The sequence below is a fragment of the Micromonospora sp. NPDC047557 genome (assembly GCF_043205095.1).
GTDB lineage: Bacteria > Actinomycetota > Actinomycetes > Mycobacteriales > Micromonosporaceae > Micromonospora.
In genome coordinates, this window is sequence record NZ_JBIDDK010000001.1 from 1,241,256 (window position 1) to 1,261,429 (window position 20,174).

The 20,174-nt window shown below is 71.8% G+C and carries 17 protein-coding genes and 3 tRNA genes; 10 read left to right on the forward strand and 10 right to left on the reverse strand.

From position 1 onward, the window contains the following. Positions 1-147 precede the first annotated feature (147 nt). From ACGGAQ_RS05805 to ACGGAQ_RS05830, 6 genes are all read right to left on the reverse strand, one after another. On the reverse strand, positions 148-1,770 hold the full coding sequence (locus ACGGAQ_RS05805) for a glycoside hydrolase family 13 protein (RefSeq protein ID WP_393044962.1): 1,623 nt from the start codon (positions 1,768-1,770) through the stop codon (positions 148-150). Positions 1,771-1,912: 142 nt separating this feature from the next. Then, on the reverse strand, positions 1,913-2,800 hold the full coding sequence (locus tag ACGGAQ_RS05810) for a carbohydrate ABC transporter permease (RefSeq protein ID WP_355064670.1): 888 nt from the start codon (positions 2,798-2,800) through the stop codon (positions 1,913-1,915). Between the two features lie 11 nt (positions 2,801-2,811). After that, positions 2,812-3,768 (reverse strand): carbohydrate ABC transporter permease, encoded by a 957-nt coding sequence (locus tag ACGGAQ_RS05815; RefSeq protein WP_393044965.1) that lies wholly within the window; start codon positions 3,766-3,768, stop codon positions 2,812-2,814. Between the two features lie 81 nt (positions 3,769-3,849). Beyond that, positions 3,850-5,229 (reverse strand): ABC transporter substrate-binding protein, encoded by a 1,380-nt coding sequence (locus ACGGAQ_RS05820; RefSeq protein ID WP_393044967.1) that lies wholly within the window; start codon positions 5,227-5,229, stop codon positions 3,850-3,852. A gap of 343 nt (positions 5,230-5,572) precedes the next feature. After that, positions 5,573-6,577, reverse strand: a complete 1,005-nt coding sequence (locus ACGGAQ_RS05825) for a LacI family DNA-binding transcriptional regulator (RefSeq protein ID WP_393044969.1) — start codon at positions 6,575-6,577, stop codon at positions 5,573-5,575. A 95-nt stretch (positions 6,578-6,672) separates the two neighbouring features. After that, the gene (locus ACGGAQ_RS05830) at positions 6,673-8,148 is read right to left on the reverse strand and encodes a dihydrolipoyl dehydrogenase family protein (RefSeq protein WP_393044971.1); all 1,476 of its coding nucleotides are present in this window, start codon (positions 8,146-8,148) and stop codon (positions 6,673-6,675) included. A 90-nt stretch (positions 8,149-8,238) separates the two neighbouring features. Here ACGGAQ_RS05830 and ACGGAQ_RS05835 point away from each other — a divergent pair, with 90 nt between their 5' ends. Beyond that, positions 8,239-9,315 carry a serine hydrolase domain-containing protein gene (locus ACGGAQ_RS05835; RefSeq protein WP_393044973.1) on the forward strand — a complete coding sequence of 359 codons (1,077 nt, stop codon included), beginning with the start codon at positions 8,239-8,241 and terminating at the stop codon, positions 9,313-9,315. A 12-nt stretch (positions 9,316-9,327) separates the two neighbouring features. Here the strand turns inward: ACGGAQ_RS05835 and ACGGAQ_RS05840 are convergent, their stop codons facing one another. Next, entirely contained in the window at positions 9,328-10,650 is a 1,323-nt protein-coding gene (locus ACGGAQ_RS05840; protein ID WP_393044975.1) for a cryptochrome/photolyase family protein, read from the reverse strand. After that, the gene (locus tag ACGGAQ_RS05845) at positions 10,647-11,570 is read right to left on the reverse strand and encodes a phytoene/squalene synthase family protein (RefSeq protein ID WP_393044977.1); all 924 of its coding nucleotides are present in this window, start codon (positions 11,568-11,570) and stop codon (positions 10,647-10,649) included. Before ACGGAQ_RS05845 ends, ACGGAQ_RS05840 begins: the two co-directional genes overlap by 4 nt. A gap of 64 nt (positions 11,571-11,634) precedes the next feature. Between ACGGAQ_RS05845 and ACGGAQ_RS05850 the strand changes: the two genes are divergently transcribed. The 8 genes from ACGGAQ_RS05850 to ACGGAQ_RS05885 all read left to right on the forward strand — a co-directional run bounded on the left by ACGGAQ_RS05850 (position 11,635) and on the right by ACGGAQ_RS05885 (position 17,221). After that, a complete protein-coding gene (locus tag ACGGAQ_RS05850) occupies positions 11,635-12,777 on the forward strand; it encodes a polyprenyl synthetase family protein (RefSeq protein ID WP_393044979.1) in 1,143 nt (380 codons plus the stop codon). Positions 12,778-12,805: 28 nt separating this feature from the next. Next, positions 12,806-14,287 (forward strand): phytoene desaturase family protein, encoded by a 1,482-nt coding sequence (gene crtI, locus ACGGAQ_RS05855; protein ID WP_354853527.1) that lies wholly within the window; start codon positions 12,806-12,808, stop codon positions 14,285-14,287. Next, complete coding sequence (idi, locus tag ACGGAQ_RS05860; protein ID WP_393044981.1) at positions 14,284-14,904, forward strand: isopentenyl-diphosphate Delta-isomerase; 621 nt, start codon at positions 14,284-14,286, stop codon at positions 14,902-14,904. Before crtI ends, idi begins: the two co-directional genes overlap by 4 nt. After that, positions 14,894-15,838: a MerR family transcriptional regulator gene (locus tag ACGGAQ_RS05865; protein WP_354853906.1), complete on the forward strand. Its 945-nt coding sequence runs from the start codon at positions 14,894-14,896 to the stop codon at positions 15,836-15,838. Before idi ends, ACGGAQ_RS05865 begins: the two co-directional genes overlap by 11 nt. Positions 15,839-15,912: 74 nt before the next feature. Continuing rightward, on the forward strand, positions 15,913-16,716 hold the full coding sequence (locus ACGGAQ_RS05870) for a polysaccharide deacetylase family protein (RefSeq protein ID WP_393044983.1): 804 nt from the start codon (positions 15,913-15,915) through the stop codon (positions 16,714-16,716). A gap of 154 nt (positions 16,717-16,870) precedes the next feature. After that, a tRNA-Glu gene (locus ACGGAQ_RS05875) sits at positions 16,871-16,943 on the forward strand. A 31-nt stretch (positions 16,944-16,974) separates the two neighbouring features. Continuing rightward, positions 16,975-17,048, forward strand: a tRNA-Asp gene (locus ACGGAQ_RS05880). Positions 17,049-17,147: 99 nt separating this feature from the next. Beyond that, positions 17,148-17,221, forward strand: a tRNA-Phe gene (locus ACGGAQ_RS05885). A 276-nt stretch (positions 17,222-17,497) separates the two neighbouring features. On the opposite strand, the gene ACGGAQ_RS05890 is transcribed toward ACGGAQ_RS05885, so the two are convergent. Then, a complete protein-coding gene (locus ACGGAQ_RS05890) occupies positions 17,498-18,718 on the reverse strand; it encodes a hypothetical protein (RefSeq protein ID WP_393044985.1) in 1,221 nt (406 codons plus the stop codon). A 163-nt stretch (positions 18,719-18,881) separates the two neighbouring features. Here ACGGAQ_RS05890 and ACGGAQ_RS05895 point away from each other — a divergent pair, with 163 nt between their 5' ends. After that, a complete protein-coding gene (locus tag ACGGAQ_RS05895) occupies positions 18,882-19,403 on the forward strand; it encodes an SRPBCC family protein (RefSeq protein ID WP_393044987.1) in 522 nt (173 codons plus the stop codon). 4 nt (positions 19,404-19,407) lie between these two features. On the opposite strand, the gene ACGGAQ_RS05900 is transcribed toward ACGGAQ_RS05895, so the two are convergent. Further along, positions 19,408-20,112, reverse strand: a complete 705-nt coding sequence (locus ACGGAQ_RS05900) for a DUF2786 domain-containing protein (RefSeq protein WP_393044989.1) — start codon at positions 20,110-20,112, stop codon at positions 19,408-19,410. Positions 20,113-20,174 lie beyond the last annotated feature (62 nt).

Genomic DNA, 20,174 nt, shown 5'->3' on the forward strand with positions numbered 1-20,174 from the left:
TGCTCTCCCTCTCGTCAGGCAGGCCAGGTCCCCCGTTTCGGTGCGGCGTGGCGGTCTCTCCCCCCTCGTTCCTCCTTTCTCGGTCGTGGTGTGCGGGTGGGTGGTGCCGGCGGCCGGGACGGGACCGCCGGCACCACGTCCGTCGGATCAGGTCAGGGCGGCGGCGTCCGCGCGCGGTCCGTCCACCGCTTCGGGGGTACGCAGCCAGACGGCCGTGTCCGAGGGCAGCAGACCGTCGTCGAGGGGGCCACTGGCCAGCAGCAACTCCCCGTCGGCGGGCAGCGGCACCGCCGCGTCGGTGAGGTTGACCAGGCAGCGGAAGCCAGCGCCACGGCTGAACGCCAGCACCCCGTCCGGGGCGGGCAGCCACGTCAGCTCACCGTCGCCGAGCGCCGCCTCGGCCCGCCGGAGGTGGATCGCCGCCCGGTACAGCTCCAGCATCGAGGCCGGGTCGCCGGTCTGCGCCAACGCCGTCCGGTCCTTCCAGTCGGCCGGCTGCGGTAGCCAGGGCGCCGCCGCCCCGTCCGGGCTGAACCCGAACGGCGGCTCGTCACCGGCCCAGGGCAGCGGCACGCGGCAGCCGTCGCGGCCGGGGTCGATCCGACCGGAGCGTTCCCACATCGGGTCCTGCCGCAGCGCGTACGGGATGTCCTCGACCTCCCAGAGCCCCAGCTCCTCGCCCTGGTAGACGTAGGCGGCGCCGGGCAGCGACAGTGACAGCAGCGCGGCGGCCCGTGCCCGGCGGGTGCCCAGCTCCAGGTCGGTGGGGATCCCCTCGCGCTTGGCCGCGAAGCTGAACGTGGTGTCCGCCCGGCCGTAGCGGGTGACGTGCCGGGTCACGTCGTGGTTGGACAGCACCCAGGTGGCCGGCGCGCCGACCGGCGCGTGCGCGCTCAGCGTTCCGTCGATGCTCTCGCGCAGCGCGGACGCGTCCCAGGCGCAGCCGAGGAAGTCGAAGTTGAACGCCGCGTGCAGCTCGTCGGGGCGCAGGTAGTTGGCGAACCGCTGCCGGTCCGGCAGCCACACCTCACCGATCAGCGCGCGATCGGCGTAGGAGTCGGCGACCCGCCGCCAGCCCCGGTAGATGTCGTGCACGCCGTCGAGGTCGTGGAACGGGTGCTGGTGGTCCGGTCGGACCTCGGGCAGCGTCCCGTCCTTCACCAGCAGACCGGCGGAGTCGATCCGGATGCCGTCGACGCCCCGGTCGAACCAGAACCGCAGGATGTCCTCGAATTCGGCCCGCACGCGGGGGTGGTCCCAGTTGAAGTCCGGCTGCTGGGGCGCGAACAGGTGCAGGTACCAGTCGCCGGGCGTGCCGTCCGGGTTGGTGGTGCGGGTCCAGGTCTCGCCGCCGAACTCGCCGATCCAGTCGGTGGGCCGCTGGTCACCGTTCGGGCCGCGACCGGGACGGAACCAGAACAGGTCCCGCTCGGGCGCGCCCGGGCCGCCGGCCAGCGCGGCCTGGAACCACGGGTGCGCGTCGGAGCAGTGGTTGGGCACCACGTCGACGATCGTCCGGATGCCGAGGTCGTGCGCCTCCGCGATCAACGCCTCCACCTCGGCGAGCGTGCCGAAGACCGGATCGATGTCGCGGTAGTCGGACACGTCGTACCCGGCGTCGGCCATCGGGGACGGGTACCAGGGGCTGAACCAGATCGCGTCGACGCCGAGCGCGGACAGGTGGTTCAGCCGGGACCGGATGCCGGCGATGTCACCGATGCCGTCGCCGTTGCCGTCGGCGAAGCTCCGGGGATACACCTGGTAGATCACGGCTCCACGCCACCACGGACTTCTGTCAGCTGTGGACACGAGCACCTGCTTTCTGCGTCAGTACGTCGGCGGGTTCGCCGGAGGGAGATATGTGTCGGGACGAACTGTCGTTGTTCGCCGCGCGGGTGAATGCGGTCGTGGGCTATCCCTTGATGCCGCCCGTGGTCAGGCCGGACATGATGTTCCGTTGGAAGATCAGGAAGATGATGACAGTCGGGATGGCGGCGATGACCGACGCGGCGATCACCACGTTCATCGGCGTACCACCCGCGAAGGTGTAGATGCCGACACTTACCGTCCGGGTCTCGGGCGACGGCATGACCAGCTTCGGCCAGAGGAAGTCCTTCCAGACCGCGGTCACGGCGAAGATCGAGACGACGCCGAGGATGGGACGCGACAGCGGCAGGATGATCGACCACAGCGTGCGCAGCGACGTCGCCCCGTCCATCAGAGCGGCGGCCATCAGCTCCTCCGGGATCGAGTCGAAGAACCGCTTCAGCAGGAAGATGTTGAACGCGTTCGCGACCATCGGCAGCCAGATCGCGAACGGTGAGTCGAGCAGGTTGATGTGCAGGATCGGCAGGTCGAGCACCGTCACGTACTGCGGGACGATGAGGACCATCGCCGGGATCATCAGGGTGCCCAGCATCAGGGCGAGGATCGCGTTGCCGAAGATCGGCCGGAGCTTCGACAGGGAGTACGCGGCGGCGCTGTCGAAGACGAGTTGGAACAGCACCGCCCCGATGGCGTAGTAGAACGTGTTGAACAGCAGCTTGGCGAGGGCCAGGTTGTTCCACGCGTCGATGTAGTTCTGCGGCTGCGGGTCCTTCGGGAACAGCGACGGCGGGGTCTGCGCGATCTCCTGGCCGGACTTGAGCGCGCCGGTGACCATCCAGTAGAGGGGCCCGAGGAAGACGAGCGTGAAGCCCGCGACGACGACCACGAGCAGCGTCCAGTAGATGACCTTCCCGCGCCCCCGACTCAGCTGGGAGTGGGAGATGAGGGTCCGGGTACCGGAATCCTGTGCCATTGGGCGCCGTCCTAGTCCTGTTTCGCAGTCAGTCGCACGTACACGGCGGAGAAGCCGGCCAGCACCACGAGCATGATCACGCCCAGCGCGGCGGCGCCGTTGAGATCGTTCTGGAAGAACCCGTGCTGGTAGATGAGGTACGCCACCGAGGTCGCGGAATCCTCCGCGCCCGCGCCGTTGGCGAGGATCAGTGGCTCGATGAAGAGCTGCATCGTGGCGACGATCTGCAGCATCGCCAGGAGCGCGAGGATCAGCCGGGTCTGCGGGATCGTCACGTGGCGGATCCGCCCCCAGATCCCGGCGCCGTCGAGCTCCGCCGCCTCGTACAGCTCACCGGGAATGTTCTGCAACGACGCCAGGTAGATCAGGACGGCGCCACCCATGTTCATCCAGGTGGACGCGATCACCATGGCCGGCATCGTCATGTCCGGCGACTGCATCCACTGCGACGTGGGCAGGTGCAGCGCCGTGAGGATCGCGTTGAACAACCCCGCCTCGCTGGGGTCGTACGCGTAGAACTTGAAGAGGAACAGCGCCGAGGCCGGCGGCAGCATGACCGGCAGGTAGACCAGGACCCGCAGGTACCCCTTGGCGTGGCGAAACTCGTTGAGCAGGATCGCCACGAAGAACGGCACCGCGTACCCGAGCACGAGCGCGAGCACTGTGAAGTAGAGCGTGTTCTTCCAGGCGGGCCAGAAGCTGGGGTCGGCGATGAGCCGGGAGTAGTTGTCCCAGCCCACCCAGGTCGTCTCGCCGCGCCTGGTCCGCTGGAAGCTCATGACGATGCCGCGGATCATCGGGTACCAGGAGAAGACCACGAAGCAGAGCACGGCGCCGATCAGGAACGCGTGCCCGGCGAGGTTGTCCCGTACCTTGCGGCCGAGGCTCGTGCGCTGCGGCCCTGTCGCGTACGGCGACATCGGGCGACCCGGTTTCCTGGGGGCCTGGGGGGCGGCGGTGATCGCCAAGGCAACTCCTGCGGAAGTCAGTGACGCGGACGGTGCGGCGCGGGGTGTGGGGGCCGGCGGGCCGACCCCCACACCTACCGGTCAGCTCTCGGCGGCCAGGAGCTGGTTGACCTTCTCTTCGGCCGTCTTGAGCAGCGCGTCGATGTTCGCGTTCGGGTTCGTCAGCACCCCGGACATCGCGGCGTCGAGGACCGCGTAGATCGCCTGCGCGTTGCGCGGCTCACCCTTGATCGGCACCGGGGTCGCCTCGAAGATGGCGAAGTTCGCGGTGTCGACGTTCGCGTTCGCCTTGCGCAGCTCGAGTTCCTGCTTCTGCGCCTCGCTGCCGTTGGCGAACAGCAGCGGCTGGGGCAGACCCACCGGGTAGTTCTGCGGCTTGGCCCGGACGTAGTCGAACTGGCCCTTGCCCGGCGTGAGCTTCTGGTACGCGATCCACTTCAGACCGGCCTTGACCTGCTCGGGGGTGAGGTCCTTCTTGAAGAAGTAGCCCTCGCCGCCGCCGAGCGTGCCCTTCGCCAGGCCGTCCTGGCCGGGCAGCGGGGCCATCGCCCAGTCCTGGAACTTGCCCTGGAACTGGCTGACGATCGCCTGGGTGGCGTCCGGCGCGCCGATGAACATCCCGACCTTGCCCGCGCCGGCGTTGGTCAGCAGGTCACCCCACTGGAGCAGCTGGCGGGAGCCCATGCTGTTGTCGCCGTACCGCATGTCCTTGATGTTCTGCAGGACCTGCTTGCCCATCGCGTTGTTGAAGTCGGCCTTCTTGCCGTCCGGGGTCAGCATCTGGCCACCCTGCGAGTAGAGCAGCGAGGTGAAGTGCCAGCCGCCGGTGTTGCCGGCGCTGTACTCGGAGTAGCCGGCGATGCCGTTGCCGAGGGCGGAGATCTTCTTGGCGGCGGCCCGGACGTCGGCCCAGGTCTTGGGCGGGTTGTTGACGTCGAGCCCGGCCTTCTGGAACAGGACCTTGTTGTAGACCAGGCCCATCGAGTAGTTCTTCACCGGGACGGCGTACAGCTTGCCGCCGTCGGTGAAGGCCTCCTTGAGCGCCGGGTCGACGCTGTCCCAGGTGGGGATCGTGTCCTTGTTGACGACCCCGGTGATGTCCATCGCCTGACCGGAGTCGAGCACCTGCTGGAGATCGGTCATGTACCCGTAGAACACGTCGGTCACCGTGCCGCCGGCGAGGCGTGCGGTGAAGTCCGGCGGGTTGTTGCACTGCTCGCCGACGCTCACGCTCTTGACGACGATGTCCGGGTTCTGCTTCTGGAACTCGACGACATCGTCGTTCCAGTTCTTCAACAGCTCTTTCTGTGCGCCGACCGGCTGGCAGTCGACCGTGATGGTGACCTTGCCGCCGGCGGTCGTGCCCTTGTCGTCGCTCTTCGTGGAGCATGCCGTGAGGCTGAACCCCAGGCCGGCCACGAGCGCCAGCGCCGCAGCCCTTCGGTATTGCGGTACGGACATCTGTCCATCCCTTCGGGAACGGGTGTCTCCATGAGGTGCGCTGATCTGCGGTGATGCGACCTGACGCCCTGTAGCTGCGCCGGAGCCAGGTGTGAGTGGAGTCACTGTAACGAGGGCGACTCATTTCAGCAAGGTGTCGACGGTGTTTTGAAAAGACGCGACATACTTACGGCAGACACCGACAGTGACGTGTTTTGCGCCGGGTTTGACGGCTTTCCGGTCGGTCTGCCACACCGGTGCTCCGGCGGTGTTCGCGCGCTGCGGGCAACCACGAAAAACGGCCGCCGACCGCGAGAAGCGGTCGACGGCCGGTGGGCGGTCGGTCAGTACGGCAGGGGCACGCTCAGCGGCGGGGCGCGGGCGCCGTCGAGCCGCGAACCACCAGCTCGGGCTCGAACAGCAGCTCGTCCTGCAGGACGCCGGCACCCTCGATCTGGGTGACCAGCAGGTCCACCGCGGCCTGCCCCATCGTCTCGATCGGCTGCCGCACGGTGGTCAGCGGCGGGTCGGTGCAGGTCATGAACGCGGAGTCGTCGAAGCCCACCACCGAGATGTCCGCCGGCACCGCGCGACCCAGGCGCCGGGCGGCCCGGATGGTGCCCAGGGCCAACACGTCGCTGGCGCAGATGATGCCGGTCACGCCGCGCTCGACAAGTTTCGTCGCGGCGACCCGCGCGCCCTCCATCGAGAAGCTGGACCGCTCGACGCACTCCCGCTCGGCGTCGCCCCAACCCGCGGCCTGGACCATGGCGTCCAGCTTGCGGCGGGACGGCACGTGCCCCTCGGGGCCGAGCACCATCCCGATCCGCTCATGGCCGAGCGACCGCAGGTGCCCGTACGCCTGCTCCACCGCCACCGCGTCGTCGGTGGAGACCCGGGGAAAGCCCAACTCGTCCACACCGGCGTTGACCAGGACCACGGGAAGGCCCCGATCGGTCAGCCGCCGGTAGTGGTCGTGCCGGGCGTCGGCGAGCGCGTACGAGCCACCCGCGAAGATCACGCCGGAGACCTGGTGGTCGAGGAGCATCTCCACGTAGTCCATCTCGGACACGCCGCCGATGGTGCGGGCGCAGAGCGCAGGGGTGTAGCCCCGCTGGGCGAGGGTCCCGGTGACCACCTCGGCGAGCGCCGGGAAGATCGGGTTCTGCAGCTCGGGCAGCACCAGCCCGACCAGCCGGGCCCGTTCGCCACGCAGCTTGGTCGGCCGCTCGTAGCCGAGCACGTCCAGCGCGGTCAGCACCGCCGTCCGGGTCGACTCGGAGACCCCGTCCCGACCGTTGAGCACCCGGCTGACGGTGGCCTCGCTGACGCCCGCTTTCTTGGCAACTTCAGTCAACCGCTTGGTCACGGTCGCAATCGTACGTCACCAGGATGAAAGAAATGAACAGCAGAATGGCCGAATTTTGCTGTCGCGCTGTTGTGGCTTGTCACCGTTCAGCGCCGTCAGGACAGGTTGCGCAGCGCGTCCTCGATGGCGCGGTGGAAGGTCGGGTACGCGTAGATCATGTGCCGCAGCTGACTCAACGGCACGGCCGCGTGCACCGCCACCACCAGCGCGGACAGCACCTCACCACCGGCCGGGCCGACCGACGTCGCGCCGATCAGCACGCCCTGGTCGGCGTCCGCGACGAGCTTGATGAAACCCTCGTCACCGACCCGGTGGATCCAGCCACGGGTCGAGCTGCCCAGCCTGGTGAACCCGACCTGTACGTTGATGCCGCGCTCGCGGGCCTGCTGCTCGGTCAGGCCGACCGCCCCGACCTCGGGATCGGTGAAGGTCACCCGGGGCAGCGCGCGGTAGTCGGCGCGCGGCACGGTGCCGGCCGACCCACTCGACCCGCTGGCGGCCAACGAACTGGAAGCGCCCATCGCACCGCCGATGACGCTGGCGGTCCCGCTGGCGTCGGCCCCCGCCGTCGCCTCCCGGGCGTGGGCCAGCAGATCGGCCACGACGATCCCCGCCTGGTACATGGCGATGTGGGTGAACGCCCCCTCGCCGGTCAGGTCGCCCACCGCCCAGACGCCGTCGGTGACGTGCAGCCGGTCGTCCACCGGCAGGTAACGCTGGGTGGCGTCCACGCCGACGGTGTCCAGCCCCAACTCCTCCAGGTGCGCGCGGCGGCCGGTCACCACGAGCAGTCGCTCGGCGGTGAACTCCGCCCCACCGACGCCGTGCAGCATGAACCGGTCGCCATCGTGCTCGACCCGTTCGGCCCGTACGCCGGTGTGGATCTCGACGCCGTCGGCGCGCAGCGCGGCGGCGGCCACCTCGGACGCCTCCGGTTCCTCGACGGCCAGCACCCGGTCCAGCGCCTCCACCACTGTGACGCGGACGCCGAAGCGCGCGAAGACCTGGGCCAGCTCCAGCCCGATGGCGCCCCCGCCGAGCACCAGCAGCGACTCGGGCAGCTGCTCGACCTCGATCGCCTGGTGGTTGGTCCAGTACGGCGTGTCGGCCAGGCCGTCGATCGGCGGCACCGAGGGCCGGGTGCCGGTGCCCAGGACGACACCGTGCCGGGCCTGGAACACCTGGTCACCGACCCGGACCCGACCCGGGCCGTCGAGCCGGCCACTGCCCCGGACGAACCGGCCGCCCTTGCCGGTGAACCGCTCGACCGCGACCGTGTCGTCCCAGCTGTCGGTGGCCTCCTCGCGGATCCGCTTCGCCACCGGCGCCCAGTCCGGACGGACCTGCGCCGTGCCCGCGAGCCCGTCGACCCGACGCGCCTCGGCCAGCGCGTTGGCGGCCCTGATCATCATCTTGCTCGGGATGCAGCCCCAGTACGGGCATTCGCCACCGACGAGGTCCCGTTCGACGCCGACAACGGTGAGGCCGGCCTCGGCGAGCCGCCCGGCCACCTCCTCGCCGCCGACCCCGAGCCCCACCACGATCACGTCCACCAGCTCCGGCTCCGCCATCGGAACAGCATCCCCCAGCGGTCTCTCGCCGACCACCGGGGTCGGGAAAAGTCGGCGCGGTCATGCCGTCGGACCGCCTACGGTGATCCGATGCCTGCACGCTTCGACCCCGTCCGGGACTGCTTCCACGACCTGCTCGCCTCCGGCCGGGAGTCCGGCGCCAGCCTGACCGTCTGGTACGACGGCCAGCCGGTGCTCGACCTGGTCGGCGGCTCCCGGACCGCCGACGGGCCGTCCGACCAACCGTGGCGGCCGGACACGCTGGTCAACGTCTACTCGGTCGGCAAGCCGGTGGCCGCGCTCTGCCTGCTGCTGCTCGTCGACCGGGGACGGGTCGACCTCGACTCGCCCGTCGAGAGGTACTGGCCGGAGTTCCGCACCCCGGCCACCGTGCGGCAGGTGTTGTCGCACACCGCCGGGCTGCCGGCCTTTCCGGTGCCCCGGCCGGCGGCCGCCATCGCCGACTGGGCTCTGCTCGCGGGCGACCTGGCCGCCGCCGACCCCGAGTGGCCACCCGGGTCGCTGGCCGGAGAGCACGCCTGGACGTACGGCCACCTGGTGGGCGAGCTGGTCCGCCGGGTCGACGGCCGCCGCGTGGGGCGCTTCCTGGCCGACGAGGTCGCCGGCCCGTGGCAACTCGACCTCGGCTTCGGGCTGGCCGAGGCGGACCAGCGGCGCTGCGCGGACCTGCGCTACGGCGACCCACAGTGGCCGAGCCGGAAGCTCGGCGAGCCCGGCTCACTGCGGGCGCGGGCGATGGACAACCCAGCCGGCGGACTGGACCTGGCCGTGCTGAACAGCCCGCTGTGGCGGGGCGCCGAGATACCGGCGGTCAACCTGCACGCCACCGCCGCCGGCCTGGCGCGGCTCTACGCCGGCCTGCTGGCCGGTGGCGTCCTGGACGGCGTACGGCTCTTCAGCCCCGGCCTCGTCGACGAGGCCACCCGGGTCCAGTACGACGGGCCGGACCTGGTGCTGGACCGGCGGGCCCGGTGGACGCTGGGTATGCAGTGGGAGCCGGACGGCAGCTGGGGCATGGGCGGGCTCGGTGGCAGCAGCGCGTGGGCCGACCCGGAGCGCGGCTACGCCCTCGCGTACGTCACGGCGCGGCTCGCGGAACACGACCGGGTCGACGAGCTGGCCGAGGCCCTGCACTCGGTGCTCTGACGCATCGTCGCCTCAGCGCAGCCAGACCGGATCGGTGCCGGGCACGGAGAGCGGCGGCGGGTAGTCCAGCGTGCGGCGGAGGTCGTCGGGCAGCTTCCACGGCTGGTGGATGGCCTTGCCCGGCACCTCCGACAGCTCCGGCACCCAGCGGCGCACGTAGTCGCCGGCCGGGTCGTACCGCTCGGCCTGCCGGACCGGGTTGAACCCCCGGTACGGCTTGGTGTCGTTGCCGGTGCCGGCGACCCACTGCCAGTTGCCCGAGTTGTTGGCCACGTCCCCGTCGAGCAGCCAGCGGAAGAACACCGCGACACCGGCCCGCCAGTCCTGCCCCAGGTGCTTGGTCAGGTAGCCGGCGGTGATCAGCCGCGCCCGGTTGTGCTGCCAACCCTGCGCCCGCATCTGCCGCATCCCGGCGTCCACGATCGGCATTCCGGTCCGCCCCTCGGCCCAGGCCGACAGGGCGTCGTCGTCGTAGCGCCACTCTTCGGTGGCGCCCCGCCGGTAGGCGGCCGTCGAGATCTCCGGAAACGCGGCGGTGACCTGGTAGTAGAAGTCGCGCCAGCAGACCTGCCGAACGAAGGGCCCGGACCGGTCGCCGGCACGGTTGGCCACCGCCAGCGGGGACACGCAGCCGAAGCGCAGGTACGGGCTGAGTCGCGAGGTGTCGTCGCCGGCCATGTCGTCGTGCTGGTCGTCGTACCGGCTCAGCTCGGGCAGCCAGTCGGTGAGCCGCGCTCGGGCGAGCCGCTCGCCGCCGACGGCCGCGTCCGGTGACTCCCCGGCCGGCGGGGCAGGCACCCGGCCCGCGCGCACGTCGTCGGGCAGCGTGATCCGGCGGGGTGCGGCCAACTCCTCGCGCCACCGCGCGGACGCCCACGCCCGGTGGTACGGGCTGAACACCCGGTAGTGGTCGCCGCCGCCGGGGCGCAACGCACCCGGCTCGACGACCGTCAGCCCCGGAAAGAGCCGCAGGCGCAGCCGGTGCCGCTCGCACTCGGCGCGCAGTCGCCGCTCCCGCCGACGGGCGTAGCGGCTGACGTCGGCGGAGAGCGCCACGGCGGTGGCACCGACCTGGCCGGCCAACCGGATCGTCTCGGCCACCGGGTCGCCGCGCCGCACCACCAGGTCGCCGCCGCGCTCGCGCAGCGCGTCGCGCAGGTCGGCGAGCGCCTGGTGCAGGAACCGGGTGCGGTTGGCCGACAAGCCGGCCAGAGCCGGGTCGAGCACGTACAGCGGCACCACCCGGTCGAACGCCGCGCAGGTGGTGGCCAGCGCCGGGTGGTCGTGCACCCGCAGGTCGCGGGTGAAGAGCACGATCGCGGTGCCCGCCGTCATCGGGCCGCCGGCTGGACCGTCGGCCCGGGGATCGTGACCGGGGTGCCCGTCGGGGTGAGCAGAGCGCGGGCGGCCACCGCCATCCGCCGCCGCTGCGGCACCAGGGCCCGGCGGGTGAAGACGTCGTAATCCTGCGCGGCAACCTCGTCGAGGATGCCGCCATAGAGGGCGTACGCGGTGCGCATGCACGCCTGCGACGCCGGCGCGAGCATGGTGATGCCGGGCGCGGCGGCGGCGTAGTGCGCCTGCGCCCGGGTCACCTCGTACTCGATCAGCTCGCGCGTCCGGGGCGTTCCGCGCCCGCGGGCGCTGGCCTCGGCCAGGTCTTCGCGGGTCACGCCGAACTTCGCCAGGTCCTCGTCGGGCAGGTAGGTGCGACCCCGGTCGAGGTCCTCGGCGACGTCGCGGATGAAGTTGGTGAGCTGGAAGGCGAAGCCGAGTTGCCGAGCCGGCTCACGGGCGGCCGCCGGATCGGTGCTGCCCAGGATCGGCAGCATCATGGTGCCGATCACCGCCGCCGAGCCCTCCATGTAGTCGAGCAGGTGGTCGTACGTCGCGTACGAGGCGACGGTCAGGTCCATCGCCATGCTCTTCAGAAACGACGCAAAGTCGTCCCGGTCGAGATCGAAGATGGCGATCGTGTGCAGCACTGCCGGCAGCAGCGGGTCGTCGACCGGCGCTCCGTGCAGACCGGCCACGAACCGGCTGGCCCAGTCGTCGAGCCGGGCGGCCCGCTCGGCCGGTGGCAGGTCCTCGGTGCGGTCGACGATCTCGTCGGCGTACCGCGTGAATCCGTAGAGGGCGTGCACATGCCGTCGTTTCCACGCGGGAAGCAACCGGGTGGCGAGATAGTAGGTACGCCCGTGCCGTTTGTGCAGCTCACGACACCGGTCATAGGCAGCGGTGAGATTCGTGTCCACCGGCCCTCCTCAATTATCGACGCACCAATCGACGCAACTCGTACCCTAGGGTACGCTCGCCAACATGGCCAACGACGCAGTAGCGGGCAACGCGACCCGTGTGGCGCCGACCGGGCCGGGCGACAGGGACGATCCGGTCCGCGCCGTCCTGGCCGCGTACACCCAGGACCTGATCACGGCGGTTGACGAGACCCTCTCCACCTTCCTCACCGCCGAGGTCGACGCACTCACCGAGATCGACGCGGCGATGGGCGGCTTCGCGTCCGCCGCCCGCGAAGCCGTGCTGGCCGGCGGCAAGCGGATCCGGTCCACGTTCGCCTACTGGGGCTGGCGCGGGGCGGTCGGCGGCACCGAGCCCCTCCCACCGGTCCTGCCCGCGCTGGCCTCCCTCGAACTGCTGCACACCTTCGCGCTGGTGCACGACGACGTGATGGACGCCTCCACCACCCGCCGCGGCCGGCCCACCGCACACGTCGCGCTCGCCGCGCAGCACGTCGCCGCCGGCCACCGGGGCGACCCCGACCGGTTCGGCGAGGCGGCCGCCGTGCTCATCGGCGACCTCTGCATGGTCTGGGCCGACAAGCTGCTCGCTCGCGCCACCATCACCCCGGCCCGGCTGTTCGAGGTCCGCCGCTGCTACGACCAGATGCGCGTCGAGACGGTCGCCGGGCAGTACCTGGACGTGCTCGGCGAGAACGACCCGAGCAACTGGTCGGTCGACCGGGCACTACGCGTGGCCCGCTACAAGACCGCCAGCTACACGGTGCAGCGACCACTGCTCTTCGGCGCCTGCCTGGCCGGGGTGACCGCCGACGCCGCGCTGGTCACCGCGTACACCCGCTACGGCCTGGCCGTCGGCGAGGCCTTTCAACTCCGCGACGACCTGCTCGGCGTCTACGGCGACCCGGCGGCAACCGGCAAGCCGGCCGGCGACGACCTGCGCACCGGCAAGCCGACCACGCTGCTCATGCTGGCGCGCCAACTGGCCACGCCCGGCCAGCTCCGAGCCCTGGAGCGGGCCGACGGGGCGCCGGTCGCCCGGCTCGCCGACCTGGTCGCCGAGACCGGCGCGGTGGCGCGGGTGGAGCGGATGATCGCCGAGCGGGTGGGCGACGCCCTGGCCGCGCTCGACAGCGCGCCCGTGGACCGGACGGCGCGTACCGCGCTGACCGGGTTGGCCGCCGCCGCCACCAGCCGGCGGGCCTGATGAGCGATTCTCACGAGGAGGTGGTCACGTGCGGACGGTGACGGGACGGACGGACCGGGTGGTGGTCGTCGGCGCCGGGCTGGGTGGGCTGGCCTGCGCGCTGCACCTGGCCGGCAGCGGCCGACAGGTGACGGTGCTGGAGCGCGAGCCGGTCCCCGGCGGGCGCGCGGGCCGACTCTCCGTGGGTGGGTACGAGTTCGACACCGGCCCCACCGTGCTCACCATGCCCGACCTCATCGCCGAGGCGCTCGGGGCGGTCGGCGAGGAGCTGCACGACTGGCTCGACCTGACCCCGCTCGACCCGGCCTACCGGGCGTACTACCCGGACGGCTCGACCCTCGACGTGCTCACCGACACCACCCGGATGGCAGCCGAGATCTCCCGGGTCTGCGGGCCCCGGGAGGCCGACGGCTACCTGCGCTTCGTCGACTACGCCCGGGAGCTGTGGCGGCTGGAGCGGGCCGACTTCATCGAGCGCAACCTGGACGCGCCCACCGACCTCATCACCGGCAACCTGCTCAAGCTGCTCACCGGCGGGGCCTTCCGCCGCCTCCAGACGAAGATCAACCAGTTCTTCCGGGACCCGCGTACCCAGCGGATCTTCTCCTTCCAGGCGATGTACGCCGGGCTCGCCCCGCACGACGCGCTGGCCATCTACGCGGTCATCGCGTACCTCGACTCGGTGGCCGGTGTCTACTTCCCCCGCGGGGGCATCCACGCGGTCTCCCGGGCGATGGCCGGCGCGGCCGAGAAGCACGGCGTGCAGATCCGGTACGACACCACAGTGACCCAGGTTCAGACCGCGAACGGCCGGGCCACCGGCGTGCTCACCGCCGACGGCGAGCTCGTGCCGGCGGACGTCGTGGTGCTCAACCCGGACCTGCCGGTCGCCTACCGGGACCTGCTCCCCGCCGCGCCCGCGCGACGCCTCACCTACTCACCCTCCTGCGTCGTCCTGCACGTCGGCTCACGACAGGGATATGCGAAGATCGCCCACCACAACATCCACTTCGGACGCGCGTGGAAGGGCACCTTCGATGAGGTCATCCGCAGAGGCGAGCTGATGACCGATCCGTCGCTGCTGGTGACCAACCCCAGCCGGACCGACCCGTCGGTGGCCCCACCCGACCGACACACCTACTACGTGCTCGCGCCGGTGCCCAACCTCGACCGGGCGCCGTTCGAGTGGCGCGGCGACCTGACCAGGCGCTACGGCGACCAGCTGATCAGCACGCTGGAGGAGCGCGGGTACGTCGGCTTCGGCGCCGGGGTCGAGGTGTTGCAGGCGATCACCCCCGCCGAATGGGCGGAGCAGGGGATGGCCGCCGGCACCCCGTTCGCCGCCGCGCACACCCTCTTCCAGACCGGGCCGTTCCGCCCGTCGAACCTGCACCGCGACCTGTCGAACGTGGTCTTCGTCGGCTCCGGCACCCAGCCCGGCGTGGGCGTACCGATGGTGCTGATCTCCGGCAAGCTGGCCGCCGGCCGGATCACCGGAGAAGGCCGATGACGAGCCGCGAGGACCATCTCGTCGAACTGGTCGACGACCGCGGGCAGCCCCGCGGCGACACCACCGTCGCCGCCGCCCACCAGCCGCCGGGGCAACTGCACCGGGCCTTCTCGGTGCTGCTGATCGACCCGGACGGCCAGGTGCTGCTGCAACGACGGGCCGCGGTCAAGACCCGCTTCCCGCTGCGCTGGGCGAACTCCTGCTGCGGCCATCCGCGCCCCGGCGAATCGCTGACCGAGGCGGCCAACCGACGGCTGAAGGAGGAGCTGGGCACCGGCCCGGTCGAGCTGACCGAGGTGGGCGTCTACGTCTACTACGCCGAGGACCCGACCTCCGGTCGCGTCGAATTCGAGTACGACCACGTGCTGCGCGGCGAGTTCCTGCCCGCCGCCCCGCTGCGACCCGACCCGGACGAGGTGGCCGAGCTGCGCTGGGCCGACCCGGCCGCCCTGGAGGCCGAACTCGACCGCGACCCCCGGTCGTACGCACCCTGGCTGGGCGGGGTGGTGAACCGACTGCTGCGCCCCTCGGGTGCTCCGTCGGGCGCCCCCGGCTCCACCACGACCCCGGCCGGATCGTCGGCGGATGACGCGGCGGAGCGGTCGGGTGGCCGATGAGGCGCTGAGCGCGGGCGCCGTCGCGCGCCGGCTGGGAGTCGCGGTCACCACGCTGCGCACCTGGCACCAGCGCTACGGGCTCGGGCCCAGCGAGCACGTGCCCGGCCACCACCGCCGGTACACCCCCGCCGACCTGGCCCGCCTCGAAACCATGCGGCGGTTGACCGCCGAGGGCGTGAGCCCGGCCGAGGCGGCCCGGTGGGCGCGGCAGGCACCCGACCGGACGTCCGTGGACACCGTCACCCGCAGCCGGATCCGCCCGCCCGGCCGCGACGGTGGCGGCGCCATCCCGGTGGGCCGCGCGGGCCCGGCCGCCCGGGGCCTGGCCCGCGCCGCCATGCGCCTGGACGCCGCGGCGATCAACGAGACCATCGCGCACACGATCGCCGCCAGCGGCGTCGTCGCCACCTGGGAGACCCTGCTACGCCCCGTGCTCGCCGGCATCGGTGACCGGCACGCCGCCACCTCCGGCCTGATCGAGGTCGAACACCTGGTCTCCCGGTGCGTGTCGGAGGCATTCGCGGCAGCCAGCCAGGCCAACGCGCCCAGCGGCCCCGCCCGGATCCTGCTCTCCTGCGCCGACGAGGAACAGCACACCCTCCCCCTGGAAGCGTTGGCCGCCGCGCTCGCCGAGGCCGGGGTGAGCTACCGGATGCTGGGTGCCCGGGTGCCGGTGGCCGCCCTCGTCGAGGCGGTCAACCGCACCGGCCCGGCCGCCGTGGTGCTCTGGTCACACACCCGGGCCACGGCCGACCCGGCCCAGCTCAGCGCGCTGCTCGCGGCACCCCGCCGCCCGCTGCTGATCCTCGCCGCCGGCCCCGGCTGGCGGGCCGACACGCTGCCCGCCGGGGTGGTCCGGCCGGTCGACCTGGCCGAGGCGGTCTCGCTCGCGATGGCGGTCCGTGACTCGCTGGACCAGTCGCGGGAGGCGTGACCGGACTGTCGGTCCCCCACTCGCTTCCACTACCGTCGGAGGGTCCGCCTGCCCCGACCCCCGGGAGCGAACAGATGCAAGCCCGCGCCGCCCTGGCGTCCGTCCTCGCCGTGGTGCTGGTCTTGTCCGGTTGCGCTCAGCCAGACAGCACCATCCACGCCGCTGGCGGGTCCCAGCCCGTCGAGTCGACCACCCCGACGGCCCCGCCCACACCGACGCCCACCCCGTCGCCGAGCCCCACCCACACCAAGCCACCGAAGCCGCCCCTGCGACCGCTGCCGGCGAAGCTCCCAGCCGGGCTGCGGCGCACCACCGGCGTACGCCCCGTGGCGTTGACCTTCGACGACGGGCCCAGCCCGGCCTGGACCCCAAAGGTGCTCGACCAGCTGCGGTCGGCCCACGTGACGGCCACCTTCTGCGTCGTCGGCCTCGAAGCCCAGCGGCACCCGGAGCTGATCCGACGGATCGTCCGGGAGGGGCATCAGCTCTGCAACCACAGTTGGCGGCACGACCTCGACCTCGCCCGCCGACCGGTGGCAGACATCAGGGCCGACCTGGTCCGCACCAACAAGGCCATCCAGGCGGCCTCCCCGGGCACACCGGTGTCCTTCTACCGGCAACCCGGTGGCCGGTGGACACCGGAGGTTCTGGCCGTGGCGAAGGAGCTCGGCATGCGCCCGCTGCACTGGGCCGTCGACCCACAGGACTGGGACAAGCCGACCGCCGCCACGATCTCCAAGCGGGTCCACAACGCGGCGCGTCCCGGTTCCATCGTGCTGCTGCACGACGGGGGCGGAAACCGGGCTGCGACGCTCGCTGCCTGCCCGCACCTGATCGCCGACCTGAAGCACCGCTTCGGCATCACCCGCCTCCGCTAGATTGGCTCTGACCTGTGGTTATGCGGTGCACAACGGCTCCAGCGATACCGGTTTTGTCGACCAGCCAGGCATCACGTATGCTTTCCAAGCCTCCGGCGGGGCCGGATGGGAGCAAGTCCGCTTGAAGTTGCGAATGTGCAATGATGGCGGGGCCGCCCTCATCGTCTAGCGGCCCAGGACGCCGCCCTTTCAAGGCGGTAGCACGGGTTCGAATCCCGTTGGGGGCACGACCGGCGCAAGCCGGAGCAACACAAGCTAGGTCCTGTGGAGCAGTTGGAGTGCTCGCCGCCCTGTCAAGGCGGAGGTCGCGGGTTCAAGTCCCGTCAGGACCGCAGCGCTGACGCCGCGCCTCGCGCGGCGTTCTGCGTATCGGAGCAGGTGACCCTGCCAGCGGTTCATCCGGTTGGCGGGTAGCATGAGCCGAGCAACACGGCCAGGTAGCTCAGTTGGTACGAGCGTCCGACTGAAAATCGGAAGGTCGGCGGTTCGACCCCGCCCCTGGCCACATAGCCTTTCGCCGGGCTACAGGAGCGCCGACCAGCGGAAACGCGGTCGGCGTTCTGCTTATCCGGCGCGGCCTGCCTGGCCTTACCCCGTGATCGCCCCGCCTGGCCCCGCGATCGCCCGGCCTGCGCCCGTGATCGCCCGGCCTGGTCCTTCATCGCCCGGCCTGACCCTTGATCGACTCGCCTTCGGCGAAGTCGGGGTATCGCAGCGACCGGGATACCGCGATATCGCCGAACCCGAGTCGATCAACCGTGTCGGCCGCGCTGGGCGGTGGTCACTGGTCGCGGCGGCCCTGTTGACGGTGCTGGGCCATCCCGCCCTGGATCGCCTCCCACACGCTGCGCCCGGCCTGCCGCAGGGTCTCTCCCGCCTGCTCGGCGAGTTGCGCCGCGCTCTGAGCTGCGGCATGCGCCCCACTCGAAACACCGCCGCCACCCTGGCCACCACCGCCCTGGCCACCGCCGCGTTGGCCGTCCCCAGCCTGGTCGCTTCCGCCCTGGCCACCGCCGCCCTGACCGCCAGCGCCCTGACCAGCGCCGCCCTGACCGCCAGCGCCCTGGCCAGCGCCGCCCTGACCGCCAGCGCCCTGGCCAGCGCCGCCCTGGCCGCCAGCGGCTTGCCCGGCGGGTTTGCCACCGCCGCCGTCCTGGCCGGCCTGATTACCGCCGCCGGACGCCCGGGACTCACCAGGACCGGGGGTTGGCTCGCCACCCGGCTGACCGGCGGGCTTCCCGGTCGACGAAGCAGCCGGAGCGGATCGGTCTCCCCCCGGACCACCACCCGGTTGCTGCCGGTCCTGGCCCTCGGGCGGCCGCTGCCCCTCAAACCCCTGCCCCGCGGAGGTCGGGTGCGCCTGCGTGGAGGCCCCGTCCACCGGCCACCGGCCCTGCAACCGAGACTCCGGCCGCTGACCTTCCGCCCGGTGCGACTCCGGCTGTTGACCTTCCACTGGGCGAGACCCCGCCGGCCCGGACTCCGTTGGGCGCGGCTCCGCCGGGCGGGCGGGTCGTGTTCGCGGCTGGTCGCCGAGGGCGCCTGGCACACCCGCCTGCCGGGCCAGCTCGTCGCGTACGCCGGAGTGCTGTGCCAGGGCGGTGACCTCGGCGGCGCCGGCGGCCAACTGCTGGGTGCTGCGGTTGACGTCGTCGAGCGCACCGCTGCCCGCCCGGGCCAGGGATTCGATGACCTGCGGGTTGTTGTCGATCGTGTCGAGTGCCCGGCCCAGGAGTGTCACCAGCTGCTCCAGGCGTACCCGCAGCTGCGCCTCGGCGTGCACCCCGTCGATGTCCAGCTCGACGCCGTGCAGGTGGACCCGTACGCCGGCGTCGAGCTGGAGCAGGTTGGCCAACCGGGCGCGCAGCGAGATGTCGGCGTCCAGCCCGTCCACGACCAGCCGGATCGAGTCGACCGACACATTCGGGATATCGAGCAGGACGTCCGGGTCCCCGGCGTCGACGTCCCGGTCCGGATTCCGCTGCTGCGCGTTCTCGCTCATGCTCTCCCGCTCCCGTACCCCAACCCGGTCGTCCGGGCCGTTCGGCGCGGTTACCCGCTTTCCGGCGGGGCATCCCGTGCGTGACGGCTCGGCAACCCACTGTCTGGAACCGGGCACCTCGCGAAGCTGCACACCGAGGCATCAGCCGGTATGGTCCGGGCCTATGGGACAGGGGATGGCTGATCCGGCCGACATCCGGCAGGACCTGGAGCGGTTCTCCTTACGGTGCAGCCTCCTCGTCCCGGGTTCCGCAGAGCGGGCGTTCGCCGTCTTCACCGATGAGCTGACCGACTGGTGGGTCACCGAGTACACGTGGTCCGGTCCGGAGGCCCTCGCCGAGCTGGGTATGGAGCCACGGGCCGGCGGCATGCTCTACGAGATCGGCCCGTACGGCTTCCGCGCCGACTGGGGACGGGTGCTCACGTGGGATCCACCCCGGCGGCTGGTCTTCGCCTGGCAGCTCGGTCCGGACCGGGTGCCGGTGCCGGATCCGGCGAAGGCGAGCGAGGTCGAGGTGCTGTTCCTTCCCGACGGGCCGGAACGGACCCGGGTGGAGCTGGAGCACCGACACTTCGACCGGCACGGCGAGGCGGCCGAGGGGTACCGCAAGGCGTTGACGGCGGGCTGGCACGAGTTGCTCACCCGCTATCTCGCCACCGTGTCACGCGGCCAACAAGCCGCCTGAGCAGTCAGTGGTCGAGTTGTCGACCGACCCGGCTGCCGTCCAGGTCGCGGCCGCCCAGGTGTGCGCGGTTTCCGGCCTCCGCGCCGGAGCCGAAGCCCGTGCCGCCGAGCCGGCGTGCCGGTGCGGTTCGCAGTCGCGGGTACTCCTCGGTGAGCCGTCGCTGCACCCGGTCGGAGCGGTCGGCCAGCACCAGCGCCACCGACGGGCCACCCGACTCGCCGGCCGCCGCCGTCTCGGCCGCCCAGAGCCGGCCCCCGATCACCTCCGCGAAGCCGGCGAGCCAGGACCGCCGGAAGGCGGCCGGATGGTCGTCCGCGGGCACCGCCGTGGCGGCCAGGCCGTGTGCGGCCTGCACGAGCAGTGAGGTGAAGAGCAGGTCCACCCGTTCCAGGTCGCTGGCGAAGCCGAAGAGGTGCACCGCGAACCCGTTGCCCTGCCGGCGGCGGACGCAGCGGCAGCGCAGCGGCTCCGCGACGGCGGCGAGCAGGCCCACCTTGTCCCGGGCGTACGGGGCGACGATGTCGAGCACCCGGTCGCCGACCGAGTCGGCGGTCGGGTCCCGGACGGCGAGCAACGCCCTGTCGACGCCATAGCGGGCGATCAACTCGGTGGCCTTGGCGGTGAAGGCCGCCGACTCGGCGGGTGTGCAGGCCGGGTCCTCGGCCTGGGCGAGCAGCTTGCGCACCTTGCTGAGCATGGCCTCGGACATGCCCCCAGAGCTATCACACACGGCGGACGATCTGGGACCACCAGCGCATTGATCGATCAGTA